General features: G+C 70.4%; 16 protein-coding genes and 1 tRNA gene. 4 read left to right on the top strand and 13 right to left on the bottom strand.

All coding sequences use genetic code 11. The features are described from left to right. The first annotated feature begins 238 nt into the window (after positions 1 to 238). Positions 239 to 805, top strand: coding sequence for a DUF4352 domain-containing protein (locus F4562_RS06390; protein WP_184543869.1), 567 nt, complete (start codon positions 239 to 241; stop codon positions 803 to 805). Positions 806 to 1,001: 196 nt separating this feature from the next. Here F4562_RS06390 and F4562_RS06395 read toward each other — a convergent pair whose 3' ends face one another. The 6 genes from F4562_RS06395 to F4562_RS06420 form a co-directional block, all read right to left on the bottom strand. Next, positions 1,002 to 1,775 carry an ABC transporter ATP-binding protein gene (locus F4562_RS06395; RefSeq protein ID WP_184543867.1) on the bottom strand — a complete coding sequence of 258 codons (774 nt, stop codon included), beginning with the start codon at positions 1,773 to 1,775 and terminating at the stop codon, positions 1,002 to 1,004. Beyond that, entirely contained in the window at positions 1,765 to 2,619 is an 855-nt protein-coding gene (locus F4562_RS06400; protein ID WP_311734104.1) for an ABC transporter ATP-binding protein, read from the bottom strand. Before F4562_RS06400 ends, F4562_RS06395 begins: the two co-directional genes overlap by 11 nt. Beyond that, positions 2,616 to 3,836 (bottom strand): branched-chain amino acid ABC transporter permease, encoded by a 1,221-nt coding sequence (locus F4562_RS06405; RefSeq protein ID WP_184543865.1) that lies wholly within the window; start codon positions 3,834 to 3,836, stop codon positions 2,616 to 2,618. The genes F4562_RS06400 and F4562_RS06405 overlap by 4 nt, the downstream gene beginning before the upstream one ends. Then, positions 3,833 to 4,828 (bottom strand): branched-chain amino acid ABC transporter permease, encoded by a 996-nt coding sequence (locus tag F4562_RS06410; RefSeq protein ID WP_311734103.1) that lies wholly within the window; start codon positions 4,826 to 4,828, stop codon positions 3,833 to 3,835. Before F4562_RS06410 ends, F4562_RS06405 begins: the two co-directional genes overlap by 4 nt. A 161-nt stretch (positions 4,829 to 4,989) precedes the next feature. After that, a complete protein-coding gene (locus tag F4562_RS06415; RefSeq protein ID WP_184543863.1) occupies positions 4,990 to 6,192 on the bottom strand; it encodes a branched-chain amino acid ABC transporter substrate-binding protein in 1,203 nt (400 codons plus the stop codon). Between the two features lie 624 nt (positions 6,193 to 6,816). Beyond that, positions 6,817 to 7,437: an ANTAR domain-containing response regulator gene (locus F4562_RS06420; protein WP_311734102.1), complete on the bottom strand. Its 621-nt coding sequence runs from the start codon at positions 7,435 to 7,437 to the stop codon at positions 6,817 to 6,819. 116 nt (positions 7,438 to 7,553) lie between these two features. On the opposite strand from F4562_RS06420, the gene F4562_RS06425 reads away from it, so the two are divergent. Further along, positions 7,554 to 7,628: transfer RNA gene (locus F4562_RS06425), tRNA-Leu, on the top strand. Positions 7,629 to 7,984: 356 nt separating this feature from the next. Continuing rightward, complete coding sequence (locus tag F4562_RS06430; protein ID WP_184544122.1) at positions 7,985 to 8,524, top strand: GNAT family N-acetyltransferase; 540 nt, start codon at positions 7,985 to 7,987, stop codon at positions 8,522 to 8,524. A 192-nt stretch (positions 8,525 to 8,716) separates the two neighbouring features. Here F4562_RS06430 and pyk read toward each other — a convergent pair whose 3' ends face one another. From pyk to gltB, 6 genes are all read right to left on the bottom strand, one after another. Further along, positions 8,717 to 10,147: a pyruvate kinase gene (gene pyk / locus F4562_RS06435; protein WP_184543861.1), complete on the bottom strand. Its 1,431-nt coding sequence runs from the start codon at positions 10,145 to 10,147 to the stop codon at positions 8,717 to 8,719. A 78-nt stretch (positions 10,148 to 10,225) separates the two neighbouring features. Further along, positions 10,226 to 10,651, bottom strand: a complete 426-nt coding sequence (locus tag F4562_RS06440) for a DUF2784 domain-containing protein (protein ID WP_184543859.1) — start codon at positions 10,649 to 10,651, stop codon at positions 10,226 to 10,228. A 76-nt stretch (positions 10,652 to 10,727) separates the two neighbouring features. Next, positions 10,728 to 11,147, bottom strand: coding sequence for a hypothetical protein (locus tag F4562_RS06445; RefSeq protein ID WP_184543857.1), 420 nt, complete (start codon positions 11,145 to 11,147; stop codon positions 10,728 to 10,730). A gap of 142 nt (positions 11,148 to 11,289) precedes the next feature. After that, positions 11,290 to 12,966 carry a S8 family peptidase gene (locus tag F4562_RS06450; protein WP_184543855.1) on the bottom strand — a complete coding sequence of 559 codons (1,677 nt, stop codon included), beginning with the start codon at positions 12,964 to 12,966 and terminating at the stop codon, positions 11,290 to 11,292. A 148-nt stretch (positions 12,967 to 13,114) separates the two neighbouring features. Further along, on the bottom strand, positions 13,115 to 14,593 hold the full coding sequence (locus tag F4562_RS06455; RefSeq protein ID WP_184543853.1) for a glutamate synthase subunit beta: 1,479 nt from the start codon (positions 14,591 to 14,593) through the stop codon (positions 13,115 to 13,117). 14 nt (positions 14,594 to 14,607) lie between these two features. Beyond that, complete coding sequence (gene gltB, locus F4562_RS06460; protein ID WP_184543851.1) at positions 14,608 to 19,113, bottom strand: glutamate synthase large subunit; 4,506 nt, start codon at positions 19,111 to 19,113, stop codon at positions 14,608 to 14,610. A gap of 210 nt (positions 19,114 to 19,323) precedes the next feature. On the opposite strand from gltB, the gene F4562_RS06465 reads away from it, so the two are divergent. After that, positions 19,324 to 21,066, top strand: a complete 1,743-nt coding sequence (locus F4562_RS06465; RefSeq protein WP_184543849.1) for a bis-aminopropyl spermidine synthase family protein — start codon at positions 19,324 to 19,326, stop codon at positions 21,064 to 21,066. 40 nt (positions 21,067 to 21,106) lie between these two features. On the opposite strand, the gene F4562_RS06470 is transcribed toward F4562_RS06465, so the two are convergent. Next, on the bottom strand, positions 21,107 to 21,727 hold the full coding sequence (locus tag F4562_RS06470) for a hypothetical protein (RefSeq protein ID WP_184543847.1): 621 nt from the start codon (positions 21,725 to 21,727) through the stop codon (positions 21,107 to 21,109). Positions 21,728 to 21,759 lie beyond the last annotated feature (32 nt).

A 21,759-nucleotide genomic window follows, 5' to 3' on the forward strand; every position in this document is an offset into this window, starting at 1 on the left:
TAATCATGCAGGTCACCGCCACGACACAATTCGGACAACAACCACGTTCGGGGCTTCTTTCTCGATACCCGCTTCCGGTGCCGGATCAGAGGCCGGCCGTTCATCCAATGGTGAACGACCCGCCCGTCCACCACGGACCAGGGTCCGCCGAGCGGGTCCGCCGGGGCCGCGGCGCGCGCCGGAAACGGACACCGCAGAGCGTTGATCCGCGGAACCCGTCTCGGTTACCTTGCCCGGTGTGCGCAACCTCCCAACCCTGTTCGCCGGTGCCGCGTTCGCCGTCGCCGTCCTGACCGGCTGCACGGAGACGGACGCGCCGGGGTCCGCCGCGTCCCCGCGGGCCACGCCGGCCCCGACCCACTACCCGCTCCCGGCGCGGCCGGTACGCCCCGGCGAGACACCCATCACCTCCGCTCCGGTGGACGACGGCGACACCCGCTTCCAGGTGATCGGCCTGCAGAAGGGCCTGGAGGGTTTCTTCGGCAGCCACGCCGAATGGAAGGCCAAGGGCCAGTACGTGGTCGTGCGGATCGTGGCGGAGAACCCGGGCCGGACCAACTCGCGCTTCGACGCCAAACGGCAGCGCCTCATCGCGGCCGACGGGAAGACCTACGGGATCGACAGGTTCGCCCAGGCCATCAAGCGCCAGCCCGACACGCTCCCGCTGGGTGCCGGGGTCAGGATCGAGATGGACCTGTGGTTCGACATCCCCGAGGGGACGAAGGTCAGCGCGATCAAGCTGTTCGGCGACCCGCCCCTCGGCGTGGTGGGCGAGACCCGGGGGGTTCAGGTCACCCTGCCCTGACGCCGCTGCGGCGCCGCGGTGACGGCACGCGGGCGGCGCACCGACGCCGCCCTGACGGCGCGCCGGCGGCCTGCCGCCCGCGTGCCGCCCACCACCCGGACGTACCTCCCCCGGTCGCCGGAGACCGTCCCGCGGGGCGGCCGAGGCTGCCCCGCCCCGCGGGACGGTCACTGCGACGCGGGCCGCATGCGACCGGTCACGCCTTGGGGTTCGGCGTGTCCGAAGTGTCCTGGGCGGCGTCCGGCCCCTTGTCCTGGGGGGCGTCGTGCCCGCCGCCCAGGTAGGCGGCCCGCACGTCGGGGTCGTTGAGCAGCTCGTCGGCGGGGGCGCTCTTGACCACCTTCCCGGTCTCCAGCACGTAGGCACGGTGGGCGAGCTTCAGCGCCTGCTGGGCGTTCTGCTCCACCAGCAGGACCGTGGTGCCCCGCCGGTTGATCTCCTCGATGATGGAGAAGATCTGCTGCACGAGCAGCGGCGCCAGCCCCATCGAGGGCTCGTCCAGCAGCAGCACCTTCGGTTTGGCCATCAGCGCCCGTCCGATGGCGAGCATCTGCTGCTCACCGCCGGACATCGTGCCGGCCGCCTGGTTGCGGCGCTCCGCCAGGCGGGGGAACAGCTCGTACGCCTCGTTCAGCTCGGCGGTGAAGTCACCCGAGCGGGTGTAGGCGCCCATGAGCAGGTTGTCGTGGACCGTCATGCCGGGGAACACGCCCCGCCCCTCGGGCGCCTGTCCCAGGCCCGCGATGACGCGCAGGTGACCGGGCATCCTGCTGATGTCCCGGCCGTCGAAGATGATCCTCCCCGACGTCAGGCCGCGCAGGCCCGAGATCGTCTTCAGGGTCGTGGTCTTGCCGGCCCCGTTCGCCCCGATGAGCGTGACGATCTCGCCCTCGTTGACCTCGACCGAGATGCCCTTCAGCGCCTCGATCTTGCCGTAGTGGACGTGGATGTTGCTGACCTCAAGAAGCATCTGCGGGAGCTCCCAAATACGCCTCGATGACCCGGGGGTCGTTCCGCACCTCGTCCGGCAGGCCGTCGGCGATCTTCTGACCGAAGTCCAGCACCGCGATACGGTCGCTGATACCCATGATGAGGCTCATGTCGTGCTCGATGATCAGGATCGTCCGGCCCGCGGCGCGGATGTCCAGGATCAGCTGTTGCAGGGCCATCTTCTCCGCCGGGTTCATACCGGCGGCGGGCTCGTCCAGCAGCAGCAGCTTCGGGTTGGTCGCCAGAGCGCGGGCGATCTCCAGGCGGCGCTGGTCGCCGTAGGGCAGGTTCTTGGCGTAGTCGTGCGCGCGGTGCGAGATGCCGACGAAGTCGAGCAGCTCCATCGCGAGCCTGCGCCCCTCCTTCTCCGCCTTCCGGTGCCAGGGCAGCCCCAGCGCGACGCTCACCATGCCCGACTTGTGGTGCGCGTCCGCGCCTACCAGGACGTTGTCGAGGGCCGTCATGTTGTGGAAGAGCCGGATGTTCTGGAACGTCCGGGCGATGCCCCGCTTCGTGATCTTGAAGCGCTTGACGCCGCTGATCCTCTGGTCCTGGAAGCGCACCTCTCCCTCGGTCGGCTGGTACACGCCGGTCACCACGTTGAAGACCGTGGTCTTGCCGGCGCCGTTCGGGCCGATCAGGGCGAAGATCTCCCCCTCGTGGACGGTCAGGTCGACCTCGCGCAGGGCGGTGACGCCACCGAAGCGCATGACGAGGTTCAGCAGCTCCAGCATGGGCCGACCGGTCTGCCGCGCGGTCACCGTCTTCGAGCCCTGCCCGGCCTCCGGGCCCGCCTCGGCCGACGGGTTCACCTCGGTGCTCACTTGACCGCCACCTCCTGCCCCTTCGTCTCCGGCCCGGGCACCTCTGCTCCGAGGCTGCCCATTCCGCCGGTCCCTTCTTTCAGCTCCGCCTTGCGCTGACGCGAGGGCAGCAGGCCCTCCGGACGGAAGATCATCAGTGCCACGAGCGCCGCGCCGAAGATCAGCATGCGGTACTCGGCCAGGCCGCGGAACCGCTCCGGCAGCCAGGCCACCACGAACGCACCCAGCATGACGCCGGGCAGGTTGCCTGCGCCGCCCATGACCACGGCGGCCAGGATCGTCGCCGAGAGCAGGAACTGGAAGTCGTTCGGGTTGATCGAGACGACCTTCGAGGCCCACAGCACACCCATGGCGCCGCCGATCGACGCGCCGATGGCGAAGGCGAGCATCTTGAAGCGGAAGGTCGGCACGCCCATGACCTCGGCCGCGTCCTCGTCCTCGCGGATCGCCGCCCAGGCGCGCCCGACGCGGCTCTTCTCCCAGCGCTTCACCAGGATGATCACGATGACGGCCAGCGCGACCAGCAGGTAGTAGTACGGCCGCGGGTCCAGCACCCCATACTTGAAGATCTTGATGCCGAACAGTTCGACGCCTTCGATGCTCGGCGGGTGCGGGATGTCGCGGATGCCGTTCGGGCCGCCGATCTCGTCGGTGTTGCGGGCGGTGATGCGGATGATCTCACCGAAGCCCAGCGTGACGATCGCCAGGTAGTCACCGCGCAACCGCAGCGTCGGCGCACCCAGCGTGATGCCGGACAGCGCGCAGATACCGATGCCGACCAGCAGGATGAGCCAGAAGTTCCAGCCCAGCCGGGTGCCCAGGAGCGCCATCGCGTAGCCGCCCACCGCGTAGAAGGCGACGAAGCCCAGGTCGAGCAGGCCCGCCTGGCCGACCACCACGTTCAGGCCGATGGCCAGCAGCACGTACGTCCCGATCGGGAAGAACAGGATGCTCCCCCAGTCGGTGTACGGCGACATGATGGGCGCCAGGCTCTCCGACGGCAGCAGCAGTGCGCCGACGATCAGGAGCAGGTAGACGGTCCAGCGCTGCCAGCCCGAAGCGCCCGCCCAGCGGTCCCGCAGCGCGTCGCCGGCGCGGTCGAGCCAGCGGAAGGCGAGACGCAGCGGAGCGAAGAGACGGCCGAGCGGACTGAGAACGCGGGCGATGACCTCACCCAGCCGGTAAGAGGGGCCTTTCGCCGGATTCTTTTGCTTCATGCGCGCGCCTGCTGGAGTGATTCACCGAGGATGCCGGTGGGACGGAACATCAGGACCAGGACGAGGATCGTGAAGGAGATCACGTGTTTCCAGTCGGAGCCGAAGAAGATGGCTCCGTAGTTCTCCACCAGACCCAGCACGACACCTCCGACCAGGGCACCGCGCAGGTTGCCGATGCCGCCGAGGACGGCCGCGGTGAACGCCTTGATGCCGAAGAGGAATCCGATGAGGTAGTTCGTGTTCTCGTACGAGATGAGGTAGAGCGCACCGGCCACACCGGCCATGGCCCCGCCGATGAGGAACGTCATCCGGACGATCTTGTCGATGTCGACGCCCATCAGAACGGCCGCTTCGGGGTTCTGCGCGGTGGCGCGGATACCCCGGCCGATCTTCGTGCGGTTCACGAGGGCGTCGAGCGCGATCATCATGGCGACCGCGGCGACGACGACGAACACCTGGTCGACCCGGACGGTGTGTCCGAAGATCGAGAAGAGTTCGGTCCGCTCCATCAGCCGGGGCAGGCCCATCTGGACCCGGCCGCCCTGTCCGGGCCGCTCGAAGACCTTCGGGATCACCAGAAGGGCGAACAGCTCCTGCAGGAAGATGGAGGCGCCGATCGCGGAGATCAGGGCCGCCAGCCGGGAGGCGCCGCGCCGGCGCAGCGGCCGGTACGCGATCCGTTCCAGGGCGATCGCGGTGCCCGCCGAGGCGAGCATGCCCGCCAGGATCATCGCCAGGATGATCCCGACCAGCGCGATGCCGGTGAGCGTGGTGTTGATGCCCAGGATGAAGGGCACGAACATCGCGCCGAAGGTTCCGATCATGAACACTTCGGAGTGCGCGAAATTGATCAGTCGCAGCACGCCGTACACCATGGTGTAGCCGAGCGCGATCAGGGCGTAGATCGAACCGAAGGACAGGCCGTCGATCGTCGCCGGCCAGAACTGATCGGTGAAGTCTCGCCACAATTGAGCGATGAAGTCATTGAACACTAGGGTTTACCACTTCCAGCGGGGGTCGCCTGCACTGCCGGTAGCACACCGCCTCCGAGCAGAACCTCGTGGACTCTGGTGGAGGTACGAGAGGAGCGGGAACGCATCGCGGCGTTCCCGCTCCCCGCGCGTCGACTACCTACTCTCCTCCGAGTCTCCGGCTACCCCAGCTTGGCCTCGTTGGCCTTGCCGAGCAGGCCGATGACGCCGTTCTTGACCTGGTAGATGTAGATGTCCTTGGCAGCGACCTCGCCGTTGCCCTCGAACTTGACCTGCTTGGAGACACCGGCCAGGTCGACCGTGGAGATGAACTGGTTGATCTTGTCGGGCGTGGTGTTGCCCGCCTTGATCGCCTCTACGAAGACGGTCGCCGCGTCGTAGCCCTCGGCCGCGTAGATCGCCGGGTCGGCGCCGAAGGCGGCCTTGTACGCCTCGGCGAAGGACTTCACCTTGGCGTCGGTGACGTCCGGGGTCGCGATGTAGCACGGGCAGCCGACCAGGGCGCCTTCGGCGTTGGTGGCACCGGCGCCGTCGATCAGGCCCTTGTCCAGCGAGCCGTCGCCGGACAGGAACTTGGCGTCCTTCACGCCCTTGTCACGCATCTGCTTGAGCAGGTTGCCGCCCGCGGCGTAGTAGCCGCCGAAGAAGACCGCGTCGGGCTTGGCCGCGGCGACCTTGTTCACGACGGAGGAGAAGTCGCTCTCCGTCGGGTCGAGCGAGTCAGTGGTGATCTTGACGCCCTTGCCCTCGAGCGTGGTCCGGACGGCGTCGGCCAGCGGCTTGCCGTACTCGGACTTGTCGTCGATCACGAAGACGTTCTTGGCCGCGAGGCCCGTGGCGATGAACTCGCCGATGCCAGGGCCCTGGACGCTGTCGCTCGGCAGCACCCGGTGCCAGAACTTCCAGCCGTTCTGCGACAGCTTGGCGTTGGTCGCCGAGGCCGAGATGCTCGGCAGCTGCGCCTCCTCGAGCACCGGCCCGACCTGGGCGGACTCACCGGAGAAGGCAGGGCCGATCAGACCGGCGATCTTGTCGGTCTTGATCGCCTGCTGGGCCAGCGCGACAGCCTTGGAGGGGTCACCCTGGCTGTCGTACTCGACAAGCTCGATCTTCACGGCGGGGTTCGTCTTGTTGTACTCGTCGATGACGAGCTTCGCGCCGTTGCGGGGCGGGATGACGATGCCGGCGTTCGGGCCGGTGAGGTCACCCATGAAACCGAGCTTGACGGTGTTGCCGGCGGCACCACCCGAGCCGCCGCCCGCCGGGGAAGCCTCAGTACCGCCGTCACCGCAGGCAGCGAGACCGAGGGTGAGCGCCACACCGGCGGCAAGCACTCCACCGAGGCGTGCAGTCTTAGGCCGCAAGGTTGCCTTCCTTTCGCCCAGTCCCTCGTCAGGACCGAGTTCACAGATGCCCTCCCCTGGCGGGGTGGCCAGGGGGTCGTGTCGGTTAGTACAGCTAGCGGATGTCACGGGTCGATACAGGACGGCCCGCCGTTACTGCTTCGTTATTACACCGATCCTTTTCGGCTATCAGACACAAAAGCCGTGGTCACTGGCAAGGTTATGTACAGAGCGAAGATCGCCACCAGTGCCGGGAGGGCACGGAGAACCCCGGAAAACCCGGCCTCACCGGCGTCTTGGACATTTTTCGCAAAAATCTACGAGGCGGGCCGAGAGGGAAGACAGAAGCGGCCCGAGGGACCCCTGGGGCGGAGAAGCGGGACGGCCGGGCGGGGCGCCGGAGCAAGGGCCGGAGCGAGCGTGGAGAAACAGGGCGGACGCGAGGGCCAGAGCTGGCGTAGAGAAACGGAGCGAGCGCAGGGAAGCGGGGCGACCGAACGGGAAGCGGACGCGAAGGACCGGATGAGGAGCGGACGCGAGGAAGCGGACGCGAGGGGCCGGGCGGGGAGACGGGCCCGGACGGGACGCGTCCGGCCCGGCCGGGGACGAGGTCCGGCCGGGAGGAGACAGGGTGACGGACCGCGGTCAGGCCTCCGGCGTGACCTCCCGGGAGGAGTCGTCCCCGGAGGCCGCGGGCGCGTCGGAGACCACGATCTGCGCCACCTGGCGCATGCTCAGCCTGCGGTCCATGGACGCCTTCTGGATCCAGCGGAACGCCTGCGGCTCACTCCACCCGTGGCGTTCCATCAGCAGCCCCTTGGCCCGCTCGACCAGCTTGCGGGTCTCCAGCCGCTCCGAGAGCGTGCCGACCTCGCGCTCCAGCGCGGCGATCTCCTGGTGCCTGCTGACCGCCATCTCGATCGCGGGCACCAGGTCGGACTTGGTGAACGGCTTGACCAGATACGCCATCGCACCGGCGTCTCTGGCCCGCTCGACCAGGTCACGCTGCGAGAAGGCCGTCAGGATGAGGCAAGGCGCGACCCGCTGCGTCACGATCTGCTCCGCGGCCGAGATCCCGTCCAGGACGGGCATCTTCACGTCCAGGATCACCAGGTCCGGCCGGTGCTCCATCGCCAGCTTGACCGCGGTCTCCCCGTCGGCTGCCTCCGCGACGACGGCATACCCCTCCTCTTCCAGCATCTCCTTCAAATCGAGGCGGATCAGCGCCTCGTCTTCCGCGATCACCACTCGCCGCTGCGTACTCACGAGCAAGAGGGTACCGACGTCCGCTAGATTAGGACCACGCCGGTTACGGTCAATGATCGTTGTTGGCTATGCTGCACGGAAGAAGTTCGGATGGATTCGGACAAGTCTGGGTCCACGCCCCGGTACCCCAATTGGCATGAGGGAGCGGATTCAAAACCCGTACAGTGTGGGTTCGAGTCCCACCCGGGGCACATCTCAGCCGCCCGGCCACCCGGCCGGGCGGCTTTGCTGACTCTCCGGCTTTGCCGCCTCTGCGGCCTGTCGTCTTCCCGGCCACGGACGGAGCCCGCCGACCGCGGCGGAGCGGCGGAGAGCGCCGTTCTCCCCACCCGGCGGGTCGTCCCTCCCCCGTTTCCCCGGCAGCCGCCTCCCCCGCCCGTCACACGGCGTGCCGCAGGCGGCCCGCCATCGCACGCCGATCCCAGGACGGCCGCACACCCGTCCTGCTGCCCCTCTGTCGAGCAGTAGATTGCCGGGAAACGGTTGATCGAAGGAGGACGGTGTGGAAACGGTGGAGAACAGTAGAGATGGACAGGAAAGCGGCTTGGTGCGCCTTCCGGCGAAGATCAGGCTGAGCGAGGACGGGATCGTGCTCCGGGAGTGGGAGGACGGCGACCTGGCCGCGATGGCGAAGCTGTTCGACGACCCTCAGGTGGCGCACTGGACGCCGCTGGCCTCGCCATTCGATCTGGAGGCCGCGCGGGCCTACCTGAAGTCGGCGGCGCAGAAGCGGGCCGCCGGGGAGCGGGTGCAACTGGCGATCACCGTGGACGGGAAAGAACCGGCCGGCGAGGTGCTGCTGATGCTGAACGGGGCGGACCCGGAGGTCGCCGATCTGGGCTACAGCGTGGGAGCCGCCTGGCGGGGACGGGGGCTGGCGAGCCGGGCCCTGCGGATGATGACGGAGTTCGCTCTCGGCACGGCCGGGCTGTCGCGGCTACTGCTGAAGATCGAGGCCGAGAACACGGCGAGCACGGGGGTGGCCCGCGCCGCGGGATACCGCCTGACGGACGCGCCGCCCATCCCGGCCGAGGGGAAGGCGGGCCGCCGGCTGCTGCTGCAGACCTGGGAGTATCAGGGGGCCTGAGACGCCGGGTCCCGGCGATGCACCTCGACCGGCCGGTGGCCCACCTCGACCGGCCGGTGGCCCACCTCGACCGATCGGTGGCCCGGCTCGGCCGGCCGATGACCTGGCGCGATCGGCCGTGCGCGGCCACCGCCGGAGCGGTGGCCGTCTCGGGGCGGGTCAGACGGGGTGGGACGGGGCGGACGGGGGACGTCAGGCGGGGTGGGCGACCGCCGCGCCGATGGTGTGCACCCGCAGCGCGTTGGTGGAGCCGGCCGTGCCGGGAGGCGAACCGGCGACGATGACGACCTTGTCGCCCTTCTCCAGCCGGGCGTTGGCCAGCAGGGATGCCTCGACCTGGCGCACCATGTCGTCGGTGTGGTGGACGAACGGCACCTCGAAGGTCTCCACGCCCCAGGTCAGCGCCAGCTGGTTGCGGACGTGCGGGGCGGAGGTGAAGGCCAGCAGCGGGATCGGCGAGCGGTAGCGGGCCAGCCGGCGCGCCGTCTCACCGGACATGGTGAACGCCACCAGGGCCTTGGCGCCGACGATGGCGCCGACCTCGGCCGCGGCACGGGCGATGGCGCCGCCGGTGGTCTCCGGGAGCCGGTCGAGGCTGTGCGTGGCCTCCAGCGAGGAGACCTCCGCGGCCCGGGCGATGCGGCTCATCGTCTCGACGGCCTCGATCGGGTAGTTGCCGACCGAGGTCTCCCCGGAGAGCATGACCGCGTCGGCGCCGTCCATGACCGAGTAGGCGACGTCGGACGCCTCGGCGCGGGTGGGACGCGGGGCGGTGATCATCGATTCGAGCATCTGGGTGGCGACGATGACCGGGCGTGCCTTCTCGCGGCAGAGCTCGATGGCGCGCTTCTGCACGATGGGCACCTCCTCCAGGGGCAGCTCGACACCGAGGTCGCCGCGGGCGACCATGATGCCGTCGAACGCCTCGATGATCTCGGGGAGCCGTTCCACGGCCTGCGGCTTCTCGATCTTGGCCAGCAGTGGGAGACGGATGCCCTCCTGCTCCATGATGTTGCGCACCACGTCGGCGTCGGAGGGGCGCCGGACGAAGGAGAGCGCGACGATGTCGAAACCGGTGCGCAACGCCCAGCGCAGGTCGGTCTCGTCCTTGTCGGTCAGGACCGGGGCGCTGACGTTGACGCCGGGCAGGTTGAGACCCTTGTTGTCGGAGATCATGCCGCCGATGATCACGCGGGTGGTGACGCGGGGGCCGTCGATCCGGGTGACCTCCAGCCGGACCCTGCCGTCGTCGACCAGGATGCTGTCGCCGGGCCGGACGTCCTTGTGCAGGCCCTGGTAGGTCGTGGAGACCTGTTCGCGGTCGCCGGGGACATCCTCGGTGGTGATCGTGAACACGTCACCGAAACCGAGCCGGACCGGGCCCTCCTCGAACTTGCCCACACGGATCTTGGGGCCCTGGAGGTCGGCCAGCACGCCCACGCCACGTCCGAGCTCCTCGGCAGCCTCCCTCACCCTGTCGTAGACCTCCTTGTGCAGCTCGTGGCTGCCGTGGCTGAGGTTGAAACGGGCCACGTCCATCCCCGCCGCGATCAGCTCGCGGATGCGTTCGGGGGAGGAGGTGGCGGGGCCGAGAGTACAGACGATTTTCGCGCGACGAGTCACGGATCCCACCCTAATTGGTACAGACCACTTGGTTGTGACGTTGCCCGGAGCGCCGGTGAAAAATTCGGTGACACAACGCTACCTCTGGCGGGCCGCGGGCGGTGAACCGGCCCTCGGACGCCGACGCGGGCATCCCGACCAGGAGAGGAGCACGATCGGACGCCGGCGCAGGTATCCCGACCAGGAGACGAGCACGAGGAGCAGGACGACGACGTGGGCCAGGACGGTGTGCTCTCCGGGGTAGACGACGCCCTCGATGTAGTGGTCGATGAACCCGCCACTGGGCAGCCCCCGCTGCCCGGCGTTGCGCCTGGCCCAGTCTTCGACGACGGTCAGCGGGCACTCGACGCCCGTCGTGAGGGACAGCAGACCCCATGCCGCCACGGCCAGGTGGGCCGAGATCAGCCGCGGCCACCGCCAGGCGAGGAACCCGCCGACGGCCAGGAACACCAGGAAGAGGAAGTGCACGACCATCGTGGCTTCCCCGATGAGACGGTAGCCCATGTCTCGACGGTAGGTCCCCGTCGCGCCTCGGGCCACCCGTTCCCGCGGGAAGGGGCCGGACCGGACCGGGCACGGGTCAGTCGCAGGTCAGTTCCTCCATGACCAGCCCGGCGCCGATGCCCAGCAACCAGACGTCCTTGACGATGCTGATCCCCTGCGGCGACGGACGCAGACTGCCCTCCTCGCGCATGCCGGGCGTCTTGAGGTAGAGGCCGATCAGCCCGCCGGCGAAGGCCGTCAGCGCGGCGCCCGCCAGCACCGAGGGCACCGCCGGGACCAGCAGCGCGACACCGAGCGCGATCTCCGCCTTGGACAGCAGCCCGACGAACCGCTCGGGGTCCTGGTCCTTCAGGAACGGGTAGGTCCCGACGGCCATCCCGTGCAGCCCGGCGGCGGTCTCCGCGTCGGCCCCTCTCTTGGTCAGCCCCGAGTTCAGAATGACCAGACCGGCGGCGACCCTGGGCGGCAACTGGTGCGGGCGGGTCATGATCCTCATGATTGCTCCCATGTCTCAGCAGGCGGCGGCCCCGCTCGCCTGCTGCGGTCCTTCCCCCGCCTCCCACCGGCCACCCGGGGCTTAGCCCTTTCTTGAACCTGCCCGGCGTCCCCCATGGCCGCCCCCGCGTGTCCCGGCCGGTTCAGCGGGTGACGGCGGCGGCCTTGGCGGCGTCGACGATGCCGTGGCCGTAGAAGCCGTTACGCGACTTCGACCCCTCGCACTTGTGCGTCTCCTTGGTCAGCAGCTCGATGTCGTAGGTGTACTTGCGCGGCGAGGGGCAGGAGCGCCGCTCGGCGGTGGAGTAGAGCAGGCGCTGGACCTCGGCGGGCTTCATGGTGAGGCCCCCCTTGCCGGGCTTGCCGAAGCGGCTGATCAGGATGGCGGCGACGCCGGTGGCGTGCGGGGCGGCCATGGAGGTGCCGACCAGGTACTGGTAGTAGGCGCAGGTGCCGTTGCGGCAGTCCTGCACGACCGACTCGCTCTTCGGGACGCCGCTCAGGGTGATGAGCCCCTGGGCACGGAGCATGTTCTCCGGGGCCGCGGCCAGGATGCCCTTGGCCGGGTCGTACTCCTTGCCGCCGTCGAACTCGTCACCGCCGGGCGCCGCCAGGTCGGTCTGCTCGATGCCGTAGTCGGAGTAGTACGCCTTGCGCTTGGTCGGGCCGACGGCGGAGACCGAGATGACACCCTCGGACTCGGCCGGCACGTTGAGGCAGGAGTTGTTGATCTTCCGGTCGTGCTCGGTCTTCTTGGGGTAGTTGGGGCTCTGGGTGTCCTTCTTGGGCTTGCCCAGGTCGGTGGAGTTGTTGCCGATGGCACCGATGAGGGTGACACCGCGCTTGCGGGCGTAGTCGAGAGCGCGCTGCATGCCGGTGATGACGCCCCGCTGCTCCAGCTGCTCGGCCTTGGAGTCGGCCGGGTTGGCCTTGCAGTTGAACAGCCACGGGTCGACGTAGAAGCTCATGTTGACCACGTCGATGCCGGCGTCCGCGGCGTAGGTGAGCGCCTCCATGCTGGGCTTGAGGAAGAACAGGCCGGAGTCCAGGCCCGCGCGCAGATTGACCAGGGACACCTGAGGTGCGACGCCGGCCATGCCCAGCCCGTTGATCGGGGAGGCGATGGTGCTGGCCACGTGGGTGCCGTGGCCGTCGTCGTCCCAGTCGGCCGGGTCCTTGCAGTCCTTGAACTCGCAGGGGCCGTCGAGGAGCTTGCCGTTGGGGTCCTTCGGCCGGTCGACGACGAAGTTGCGGCTCAGTTCCCGGTTGAAGTTCGGCGCGATGTCGGGGTGCTTGCCGTCTATGCCGGTGTCGATGACGCCGACGAGCACCTTCTTGTCCCCGGGTGCGGTGGCGTAGGAACCGTCGGCGGTGGCGCCGATCATCTTCATGTCCCACTGCCGGCCGGCCAGCGGCTCGTCGGCGACCACGGTGACCGACCGGATGTCGGACGCCCGGGGGCTGGCCGGGCCGGCCTTGGCCGGGGCGGGGGCGACGCGGACCGAGGTGGCCTGGCCGATCCTCCGGTCGGAGGACACCCCTTCGACGGCGTCGCTGCCCGCCAGGCTCTCGACGAAGCGCGAGCCGGGACCGCGGGCGACGACGTAGCCGAGCCTGGGCTCGGTGGACAGCGCGGTGCCGCCGCTCTCGCCGATCGCGGCCAGCGCCCGGTCGCGGGCGCCGTCGGCATAGAAGACCAGGTACTCGCGGTTCTGCTCGGCGAGGGCGGGGCTTCCACCGCCCAGGGCGCCCACCGTGAGGGTCGCCGCCAGAGCCAGCACCGTCGTCCCGCCCGCCAGGCTCCTGATCCCGCGTTTCATCGACCCTCCATGCCGTACCTGATCACAGACAAGCATCCTTCAGTGATACAAGCGACAAAGCAACTTGAAGGCCATGTATGCCCATTTTTGCCTTTTATGGCATATGAAAGGGCCGCTCCCGGAGGTTCGGGAGCGGCCCCTGCGACTGTCAGACCAGCGGCCGGGCGGTCGGCGGGATCGCGACCGGCAGGGCCGTCCGGCCGGTGAGGTAGCGGTCCACCGCGGAGGCGGCGGAGCGGCCCTCGGCGATCGCCCAGACGATCAGCGACTGCCCTCGGCCCGTGTCACCGGCGACGAAGACGCCCTCCAGCGACGACATGTAGTCGGCGTTCCTCGCCACGTTGCCCCGGGCGTCGAAGAACTCGCCGCCGGCGAGCCCGGCGAGGTCCTCCAGCAGTCCCTCCTTCTCCGGCCCGACGAAGCCCATCGACAGCGTGACCAGCTCGGCCGGGATCTCCCGCTCGGTGCCGGGCACCGGCCGGAACCCGGTCTGCGGGCCCTCCACCTCGACCAGGCGCAGCGCCCGGACGTTGCCGTCGGCGTCGCCGACGAACTCGGTGGTGGAGACCGCGTAGACCCGGTCGCCGCCCCCGTCCGCCAGCTCCTCGTGGGCACTCTCCATCTTGAACAAGATGGGGAACGTCGGCCACGGCTGGTTGCCGGGACGCTCCGCCGGAGGCTGGGGCATGATCTCCAGCTGGGTGACCGAGGCCGCCCCCTGCCGGATCGCGGTGCCGATGCAGTCGGCGCCGGTGTCACCGCCGCCGATCACCACGACGTGCTTGCCCTCGGCGCTGATCGGCGAGACCGGGAAGTCGCCCTCCTGGACCTTGTTGGCCGGCGGCAGGTACTCCATCGCCTGGTAGATGCCCGCCAGGTCGCGTCCGGCGACGGGCAGGTCGCGCCACCGGGTCGCGCCACCGGCCAGGACGACCGCGTCGAACTCCTCGCGGAGCCGGGCGGCGGTGATGTCGATGCCGACGTTGACGCCGGTGCGGAACTCGGTGCCCTCGGCCCGCATCTGGGCCAGCCGGCGGTCGATGTGCCGCTTCTCCATCTTGAACTCGGGGATCCCGTAGCGCAGCAGGCCGCCGATCCGGTCGGCGCGCTCGAACACCACCACGTCATGCCCCGCCCGGGTGAGCTGCTGGGCGGCGGCCAGGCCGGCGGGGCCCGAACCGACGACCGCGACCCGCTTTCCGGTCCTGGAGGCCGGCGGCTGCGGGGTGACCCAGCCCTCCGCGAAGGCCCGGTCGATGATCTCCACCTCGACCCGCTTGATCGTCACCGGGTCGGAGTTGATCCCGAGCACGCACGCCGCCTCACACGGAGCCGGGCACAGGCGGCCGGTGAACTCCGGGAAGTTGTTGGTGGCGTGCAGACGCTCGGCGGCCTCCCGCCAGTCGTCCCGGTAGACCAGGTCGTTCCACTCGGGGATCAGGTTGCCCAGCGGGCAGCCGTTGTGACAGAAGGGGATGCCGCAGTCCATGCACCGGGACGCCTGCTTGGCGAGCGCCGGCCGGGGGAAGTCCTCGTAGACTTCCCTCCAGTCGCGGATGCGCACGTCCACCGGGCGGCGCGCCGGCAGCTCGCGCCCGTGAGTGAGGAAACCCTTGGGGTCTGCCATCGGTCGTACCTCCCTTATCCCTGAACCGCGGCGGTCATGACGGCCTCGTCGATGTCGCGGCCTTCCAGCCGCGCCGACTCGGCGGCCCGCAGGACCCGCTTGTAGTCCGTCGGCATGATCTTGCTGAACCGGGACGGGTCCCAGTCGGCGACGAGCGTCTTGGCGACCGTCGAGCCGGTCTCCGCCAGGTGCGCCTCGACGACCTCGCGGAGCGCCTCGGAGTCGGCCTCGGTCAGCTCCTCGATCTCCACCATCTCGCGGTTGACCCGTGCGACGTCGAGGTCGAGCAGGTAGGCGACGCCGCCCGACATGCCCGCCGCGAAGTTGCGGCCGGTCGGGCCGAGGACGACCACCCTGCCGCCCGTCATGTACTCGCAACCGTGGTCGCCGACGCCCTCGACCACCGCGGTGGCGCCGGAGTTGCGGACGCAGAACCGCTCCCCCGCGACGCCGCGGATGAACGCCTCACCGGAGGTCGCGCCGTACAGGGCGACGTTGCCGGCGATGATGTGGCCGTCCAGCGGCGCCTCGTCGTGCGGCTGGATCGCGATCCGGCCGCCGGACAGGCCCTTGCCGACGTAGTCGTTGGCGTCGCCGGTCAGCCGCAGCGTGACGCCCCGGGGCAGGAAGGCCCCGAAGGAGTTGCCCGCCGAACCGGTGAAGCGCACGTCGATGGTGTTGTCGGGCAGGCCCGCACCGCCGTACCGCTTGGTCACCTCGTGGCCGAGCATGGTGCCGACCGTCCGGTTGACGTTACGGATGGGCAGGTCGAGCGTGACCCGGGAGCCGTCCTTGAGCGCACCCTCGGCGAGCTGGATCAGCGTGTTGTCCAGCGCCTTGTCCAGGCCGTGGTCCTGCTCGACCGTGCGGCGCAGCGCGGCGTCGGCGGGCAGCTCGGGCTGGTGCAGGATCGGCGCCAGGTCCAGGCCGGACGCCTTCCAGTGGTTCTCGGCCGCGGTGGTGTCCAGCAGCTCGGCATGGCCGATGGCCTCGTCCAGGCTGCGGAAACCCAGCTCGGCGAGGTACTCGCGGATCTCCTCGGCGATGAACTCGAAGAAGTTGACCACGAACTCCGGCTTGCCGCTGAAGCGCCTGCGCAGCTCGGGGTTCTGGGTGGCCACGCCGACCGGGCAGGTGTCCAGGTGGCACACGCGCATCATCACGCAGCCGGAGACGACCAGCGGGGCGGTGGCGAAACCGTACTCCTCCGCCCCCAGCAGCGCCGCGATGACCACGTCGCGGCCGGTCTTGAGCTGTCCGTCCACCTGCACCACGATGCGGTCGCGCAGGCCGTTGAGCAGCAGCGTCTGCTGGGTCTCGGCCAGCCCGAGCTCCCAGGGGGCGCCCGCGTGCTTGAGCGAGGTCAGCGGGGAGGCCCCGGTGCCGCCGTCGTGACCGGAGATCAGCACGACGTCCGCGTGGGCCTTGGACACGCCCGCCGCGACCGTGCCGACGCCGACCTCGGCCACGAGCTTGACGTGCACGCGGGCGGCCGGGTTGGAGTTCTTCAGGTCGTGGATGAGCTGGGCGAGGTCCTCGATGGAGTAGATGTCGTGGTGCGGCGGCGGCGAGATGAGGCCGACGCCCGGGGTGGAGTGCCGGGTCTTGGCGATCCACGGGTAGACCTTGTGGCCGGGCAGCTGGCCGCCCTCGCCGGGCTTGGCGCCCTGGGCCATCTTGATCTGCAGGTCGTCGGCGTTGACCAGGTACTCCGAGGTCACGCCGAAGCGGCCGGAGGCCACCTGCTTGATGGCCGAGCGGCGGGTGGGGTCGTAGAGCCGCTCGGGGTCCTCGCCGCCCTCACCGGTGTTGGACTTGGCACCCAGCCGGTTCATCGCGATGGCGAGGGTCTCGTGCGCCTCCATCGAGATGGAGCCGTACGACATGGCGCCGGTGGAGAACCGCTTGACGATCTCGCTGACCGGCTCGACCTCGTCGATCGGTACCGGTTCCCGGACGCCCTCCCTGAACCTGAACAGGCCGCGCAGCGTCATGAGCCTCTCGGCCTGGGAGTCCACCAGCCCGGTGTACTCCTTGAAGATCTCGTAACGGCGCGAGCGGGTGGCGTGCTGGAGCTTGAAGACGGTCTCGGGGTTGAACAGGTGCGGCTCGCCCTCGCGACGCCACTGGTACTCGCCGCCGACCTCCAGGCGGCGGTGGGCGTTCTCGACGCGCGGGTAGGCCCGCCGGTGGCGCAGCGCCACCTCCTGGGCCAGGACGTCGAACCCGATACCGCCCAGGCGGGACGTGGTACCGGTGAAGCAGGCGTCGACGACCTCCCTGCCCAGGCCGAGCGCCTCGAAGATCTGCGCGCCGGTGTAGGAGGCGACCGTGGACACCCCCATCTTGGACATGATCTTCAGCACGCCCTTGCCGTACGCCTTGATGAGGTTGCGCACGGCCTTGTGCCGGTCGACCGCCAGGACGCCGGTGTCCACCATGTCCTCGACGGTCTCGATGGCGAGGTAGGGGTTGATCGCACCCGCGCCGTAGCCGATGAGGAGCGCCATGTGGTGCGCCTCCCGGGCCTCGCCGGTCTCGATGACCAGCCCGACCCTGGTGCGGGTCTTCTCCGCGATGAGGTGGTGGTGGACCGCGCCGGTGAGCAGCAGCGACGGGATCGGCGCCAGCGTCTCGGAGGAGCCGCGGTCCGACAGGACGATGATCCGAGCCCCGCCCCGGATCGCCGCGGAGACCTCGGCGCGGATCTCCTCCAGGCGGCGCAGCAGCGCCTCCCCGCCGCCCGCGACCTCGTACAGGCCACTGACGACGCGCGGCTGGAAGCCCGGCAGCGCACCCTCGTCGTTGATGTGGATGATCTTCGCGAGCTCGTCGTTGTCGATCACCGGGTAGGGCAGCACCAGCTGGCGGCAGGAGGCCGGGCCCGGGTCGAGCAGGTTGCCCTCGGGGCCGAGGGTGCTGGCCAGCGAGGTGACCAGCTCCTCGCGGATCGCGTCCAGCGGCGGGTTGGTGACCTGCGCGAACAACTGGCTGAAGTAGTCGAACAGCAGCCGGGGCTTCTCGCTGAGCACGGCGACGGGGGTGTCGGTGCCCATGGAGCCGATCGGCTCGGCGCCCGTGGCCGCCATCGGCGTCAGGATGATCCGCAGCTCTTCCTCGGTGTAGCCGAAGGTCTGCTGCCGCTTGATCAGCGCCTCGTGGGTCGGGACCTCGTGCGAGCGGGCGGGCAGCTCCTCGAAGCGGACCAGCCCGGCGTGCAGCCAGTCCTCGTAGGGCAGCTCGGCCGCGAGCTCGGCCTTGATCTCGTCGTCCTCGATGATCTTCCCGAGCGCGGTGTCGATCAGGAACATCCTGCCCGGCTGCAGGCGGCCCTTGCGGACCACCTGCTCGGGGGCGATGTCCAGCACGCCCGCCTCGGAGGCCAGCACGACCAGGCCGTCGGCGGTGACCCAGAACCGTCCCGGACGCAGGCCGTTGCGGTCGAGGACCGCGCCGACCAGGGTGCCGTCGGAGAAGGTGATGGAGGCGGGGCCGTCCCACGCCTCCATCAGGGTGGAGTGGAACTCGTAGAACGCCCGCCGCGCGGGGTCCATCTCGGTGTGGTTCTCCCACGCCTCGGGGATCATCATCAGCACCGCGTGCGGCAGCTTACGCCCGGCGAGGTGGAGCAGCTCCAGCGTCTCGTCGAAGGAGGCGGTGTCGGAGCCGTCCGGGTCGCAGATCGGGAAGAGCCGCGACAGCTCACCCGGGATGTTCGCGGTGGCCAGCATCGCCTCGCGGGCCCGCATCCAGTTGCGGTTGCCCTTGACCGTGTTGATCTCACCGTTGTGGGCGACGTAGCGGTACGGGTGCGCCAGCGGCCACGAGGGGAAGGTGTTGGTCGAGAAACGCGAGTGGACCAGCGAGATCGCGGTCTCGTAGCGCTCGTCGGTCAGGTCGGGGAAGAACCGCTCGACCTGCATCGGGGTGAGCATGCCCTTGTAGACGATCGTCCGGGAGCTCAGCGAGGGGAAGTAGACGCGCGCCTCGTGCTCGGCCCGCTTGCGCAGGCAGAAGGCCAGCCGGTCCAGCGCGAGGCCGCTCTCGCCGTTCGGCGAGGCGACGAAGATCTGCCGGAAGAACGGCATGACGGCGCGGGCACTGGGGCCGGGCAGCGTCACGTCGGTCGGGACGTCGCGCCAGCCGAGGACCGTCAGGCCCTCATCCGCCGCGATCTCCTCGATCGTCCGCACCGCACTCTCGCGCGCCTCGGCGTCGGCCGGCAGGAAGGCCGTGCCGGCGGCGTACGAGCCCGCTCCGGGCAGCGGGAAGTCCACCACCGCACGGAAGAAGGCATCCGGGATCTGCGTCAGGATTCCGGCGCCGTCGCCGGTGTCCGGTTCGCTACCCTGGGCCCCCCGGTGATCAAGGTTGCACAGCGCGGTCAGAGCCTTCTCGACGATGTCGTGGCTACGGCGACCGGCCACATCCGCGACCATGGCGACACCGCAGGCGTCGTGCTCGTGCGAGGGGTGGTAAAGGCCCTGAGGCTCGGGAAAGCCGAGGTGGGCAGCAGGCATTGAATCCCTCCCGTCGTCTTGCTTCGCTGGAACAAGCAAGGGACGACGTTGGCCCTGCTGCGTGGTGGGTAGAGATTACCGTACCCTGTCGGTTACCTGCCTACCCGGTCTCGATAGCACTCATTTCGCCTGGTTCGGCCAACACGCCGCGGCCGCTCCCGCATTCCCGCGGGCCCCGCCGTGCCCGCCGTCCGGCTCTAAGGTGGGCCAATGGAATCGAGCAGCCCCGCCGGACCGACCGGCGCCAGCGCCGCAGGCAGGCCGGACACGCCAGACACGCCGGGCGTGCCGACGCGGCCCGCGACCCCGGAGAACCCCGCCGGAACCGGCGTTCCGCACGACCCGGTGACGGAACTGCTCGCGCGGGCGGGCGTGGACGGCAGGCGGCCGCGCGGGGTGCTGGCGGCGCTGGGCGAGGGCCGCTGGTGGACCCTCGGCGATCTCGTCCGCCGGACCGCGACCTCCCGGCGGACCGTGGAGGCGCTGCTGCGCGCGGTGGAACCGGAGCTGGAGCGGTCCGGCGACCGCTTCCGCCTCCCCGCACCGCCGCCGTCGGCGGGCGTGAGGAGTCTCACACCGGCCGATCCGGTGGAGCACCTGCTCGCCGGCCACACGGACCTCGTCGCGCGCCTGGACGAGCTGATCGCCAAGGCCCCGCGGGGGCGCCACACGCTGGACCACGTGGCCGCGACCGGCGAGACCGTGGTGCGGCGGGCCCTGCTGATGGACGCCCGGTTCTGGCTGGACGGCGCCCGGCTGCTGTGCGTCGGCGACCACGACCTGACCTCGCTGGCGACCGCGATGCTCCACCCCGGCGTCGAGGTCGCCGTCGTCGACGTCGACGAGCGCATCCTCGGCTACATCGCCGGCCACGCCGACCGGCTCGGCCTCGCCGTGCGCACCCGCTGGGCCGACCTCCGCCTGGGGCTGCCCGCCTCCGTGCAGGGCTGGGCCGACCTGGCGATCACCGACCCGCCCTACACCCCCGAGGGGGTCGGGCTGTTCGTCGCCCGAGGCGCGGAGGGGCTGCGCGACCGCGAGCAGGGCCGGATCCTGCTTGCGTACGGCGCGAGCGAGCGCACCCCCGCCCTCGCACTGAAGGTGCAGCAGGCCCTGTCCCGGCTGAACCTGCTCAGCGAGGCCGTCTACCCCGACTTCAACCGTTACCTCGGTGCGGAGGCCATCGGCTCGGCCGCCGACCTGTACGTCCTGCGTCCCACCACGAAGACCTGGCCGGCCGTGACCGCCCGGGTCGAGTCCTCCGGCACCGCCATCTACACGCAGGGCCCGCAGTCGGTGGAGTCCGCGGGCTCCTCTCCCGCCGTGTCTCCCGCCGTGTCTCCCACGGTGTCCCCCGCCGTGCCCGGCGAGACCGGCGATGGTTTCGCACCGCAGGTGCTGGTCGGCGAGTGGCCCCGCGACCTGCTGCCCAAGGTTCCCCGGACCCGGCTGGCGACCTGGCTGGCCAAGCCGCACGCCGGCGACCCGGAGCGGGTGGCGGTCGCCGTGCCGGCCGGGCTGGAGGCGGCGCTGCCCCGGCTGCTGCTGGCCACCCGAGCCCGTGAGGTCCGCCTCACGCTGGCCGCCCCGCCCCGGGACCTGCCCGCCGACCTGCTGTCGGCCGTCTACCGGCTCACCGTCGACGGCCGGACCGTGCGCGCCGTCCGGCTGCCGGCCCCCGAGACGGACGCGGACCGGGTGCTGCGCCGCATCCTGGACAACGCGCACGGCAAGCTCGCCAACACCTGGCGCGAGGCCCTCACCAGGTCGGGGAGCGGGCTGACGAAGAAGCAGGCCCGCGCGGTCGTCGCCGGCGTCGCTCCCTGGGCGGGCGACGTCACCGTGCTGGAGCTGCCCGCCCATCGCCTGCGCGAGCTGCCGGCCGCGGTGGCCCGCTCCCTCGACGCGGCGGGCACGGCCGCGGGAGCGGGGTCAGACCGGGACGACGCGTGAGACGGGAGGGGGCAGCGGAGCCCGGCACCGTCGGCGGCCGTCAGCGCAGCAGGCGGCGCTGGATGACCAGGCCGACGCCGTCGACCGCCACCTGCGGGTAGGTGAGGTCCGCCTTCGTACCGGAGACCGCCGGGCCGACCCAGCTCACCGTGACGTAGTGGCCCAGAGCGCGGGCCTGGGCCCAGCTGCGGGGGGCGTCGAAGCCCTCGGGTGTTCCGGGGGCGGGCCGGACGAACCCGTCGCCCTTGAAGGCCGCCACGAGCCGGTCGGCTGCGGCGGAGTCGGCGAGGTTGAAGATGAGGAACTGGCCGGTGACCTTCCCGTCGGCGGTGGCGTAGCGGGCGCGGAGCACCTGCGTGCACCCGGCCAGCGCGTCCGCCGCGGCTCCCCACACGGCCTCGGCGCAGTCGTCGAGGGACTCGGTGTCCTTGCGCTCCAGCGTGACCTCACCGGCCGTCACCGACGCGCCGGGGAACATCTCCGCCGCGGTCAGCGGCTCGGGGTCGAGGGCACGGGTCGCGATCGGCGCGTAGTGGGCCGTGCTGGACTCGGCCCGGAAGACGGCCGGGCGGACGTCTGCGGTGCCGTCCCCCAGCCACAGGAAGGCCGCCGCCCCGGCGGCCACGACCAGCACGGCCACGCCGGCGATCCACTTGCGCATGACGAGTGAGCCTACTGCGGCGGACGACGCGC

The sequence above is a fragment of the Streptosporangium becharense genome (assembly GCF_014204985.1).
Classification (GTDB): Bacteria; Actinomycetota; Actinomycetes; order Streptosporangiales; family Streptosporangiaceae; genus Streptosporangium; species Streptosporangium becharense.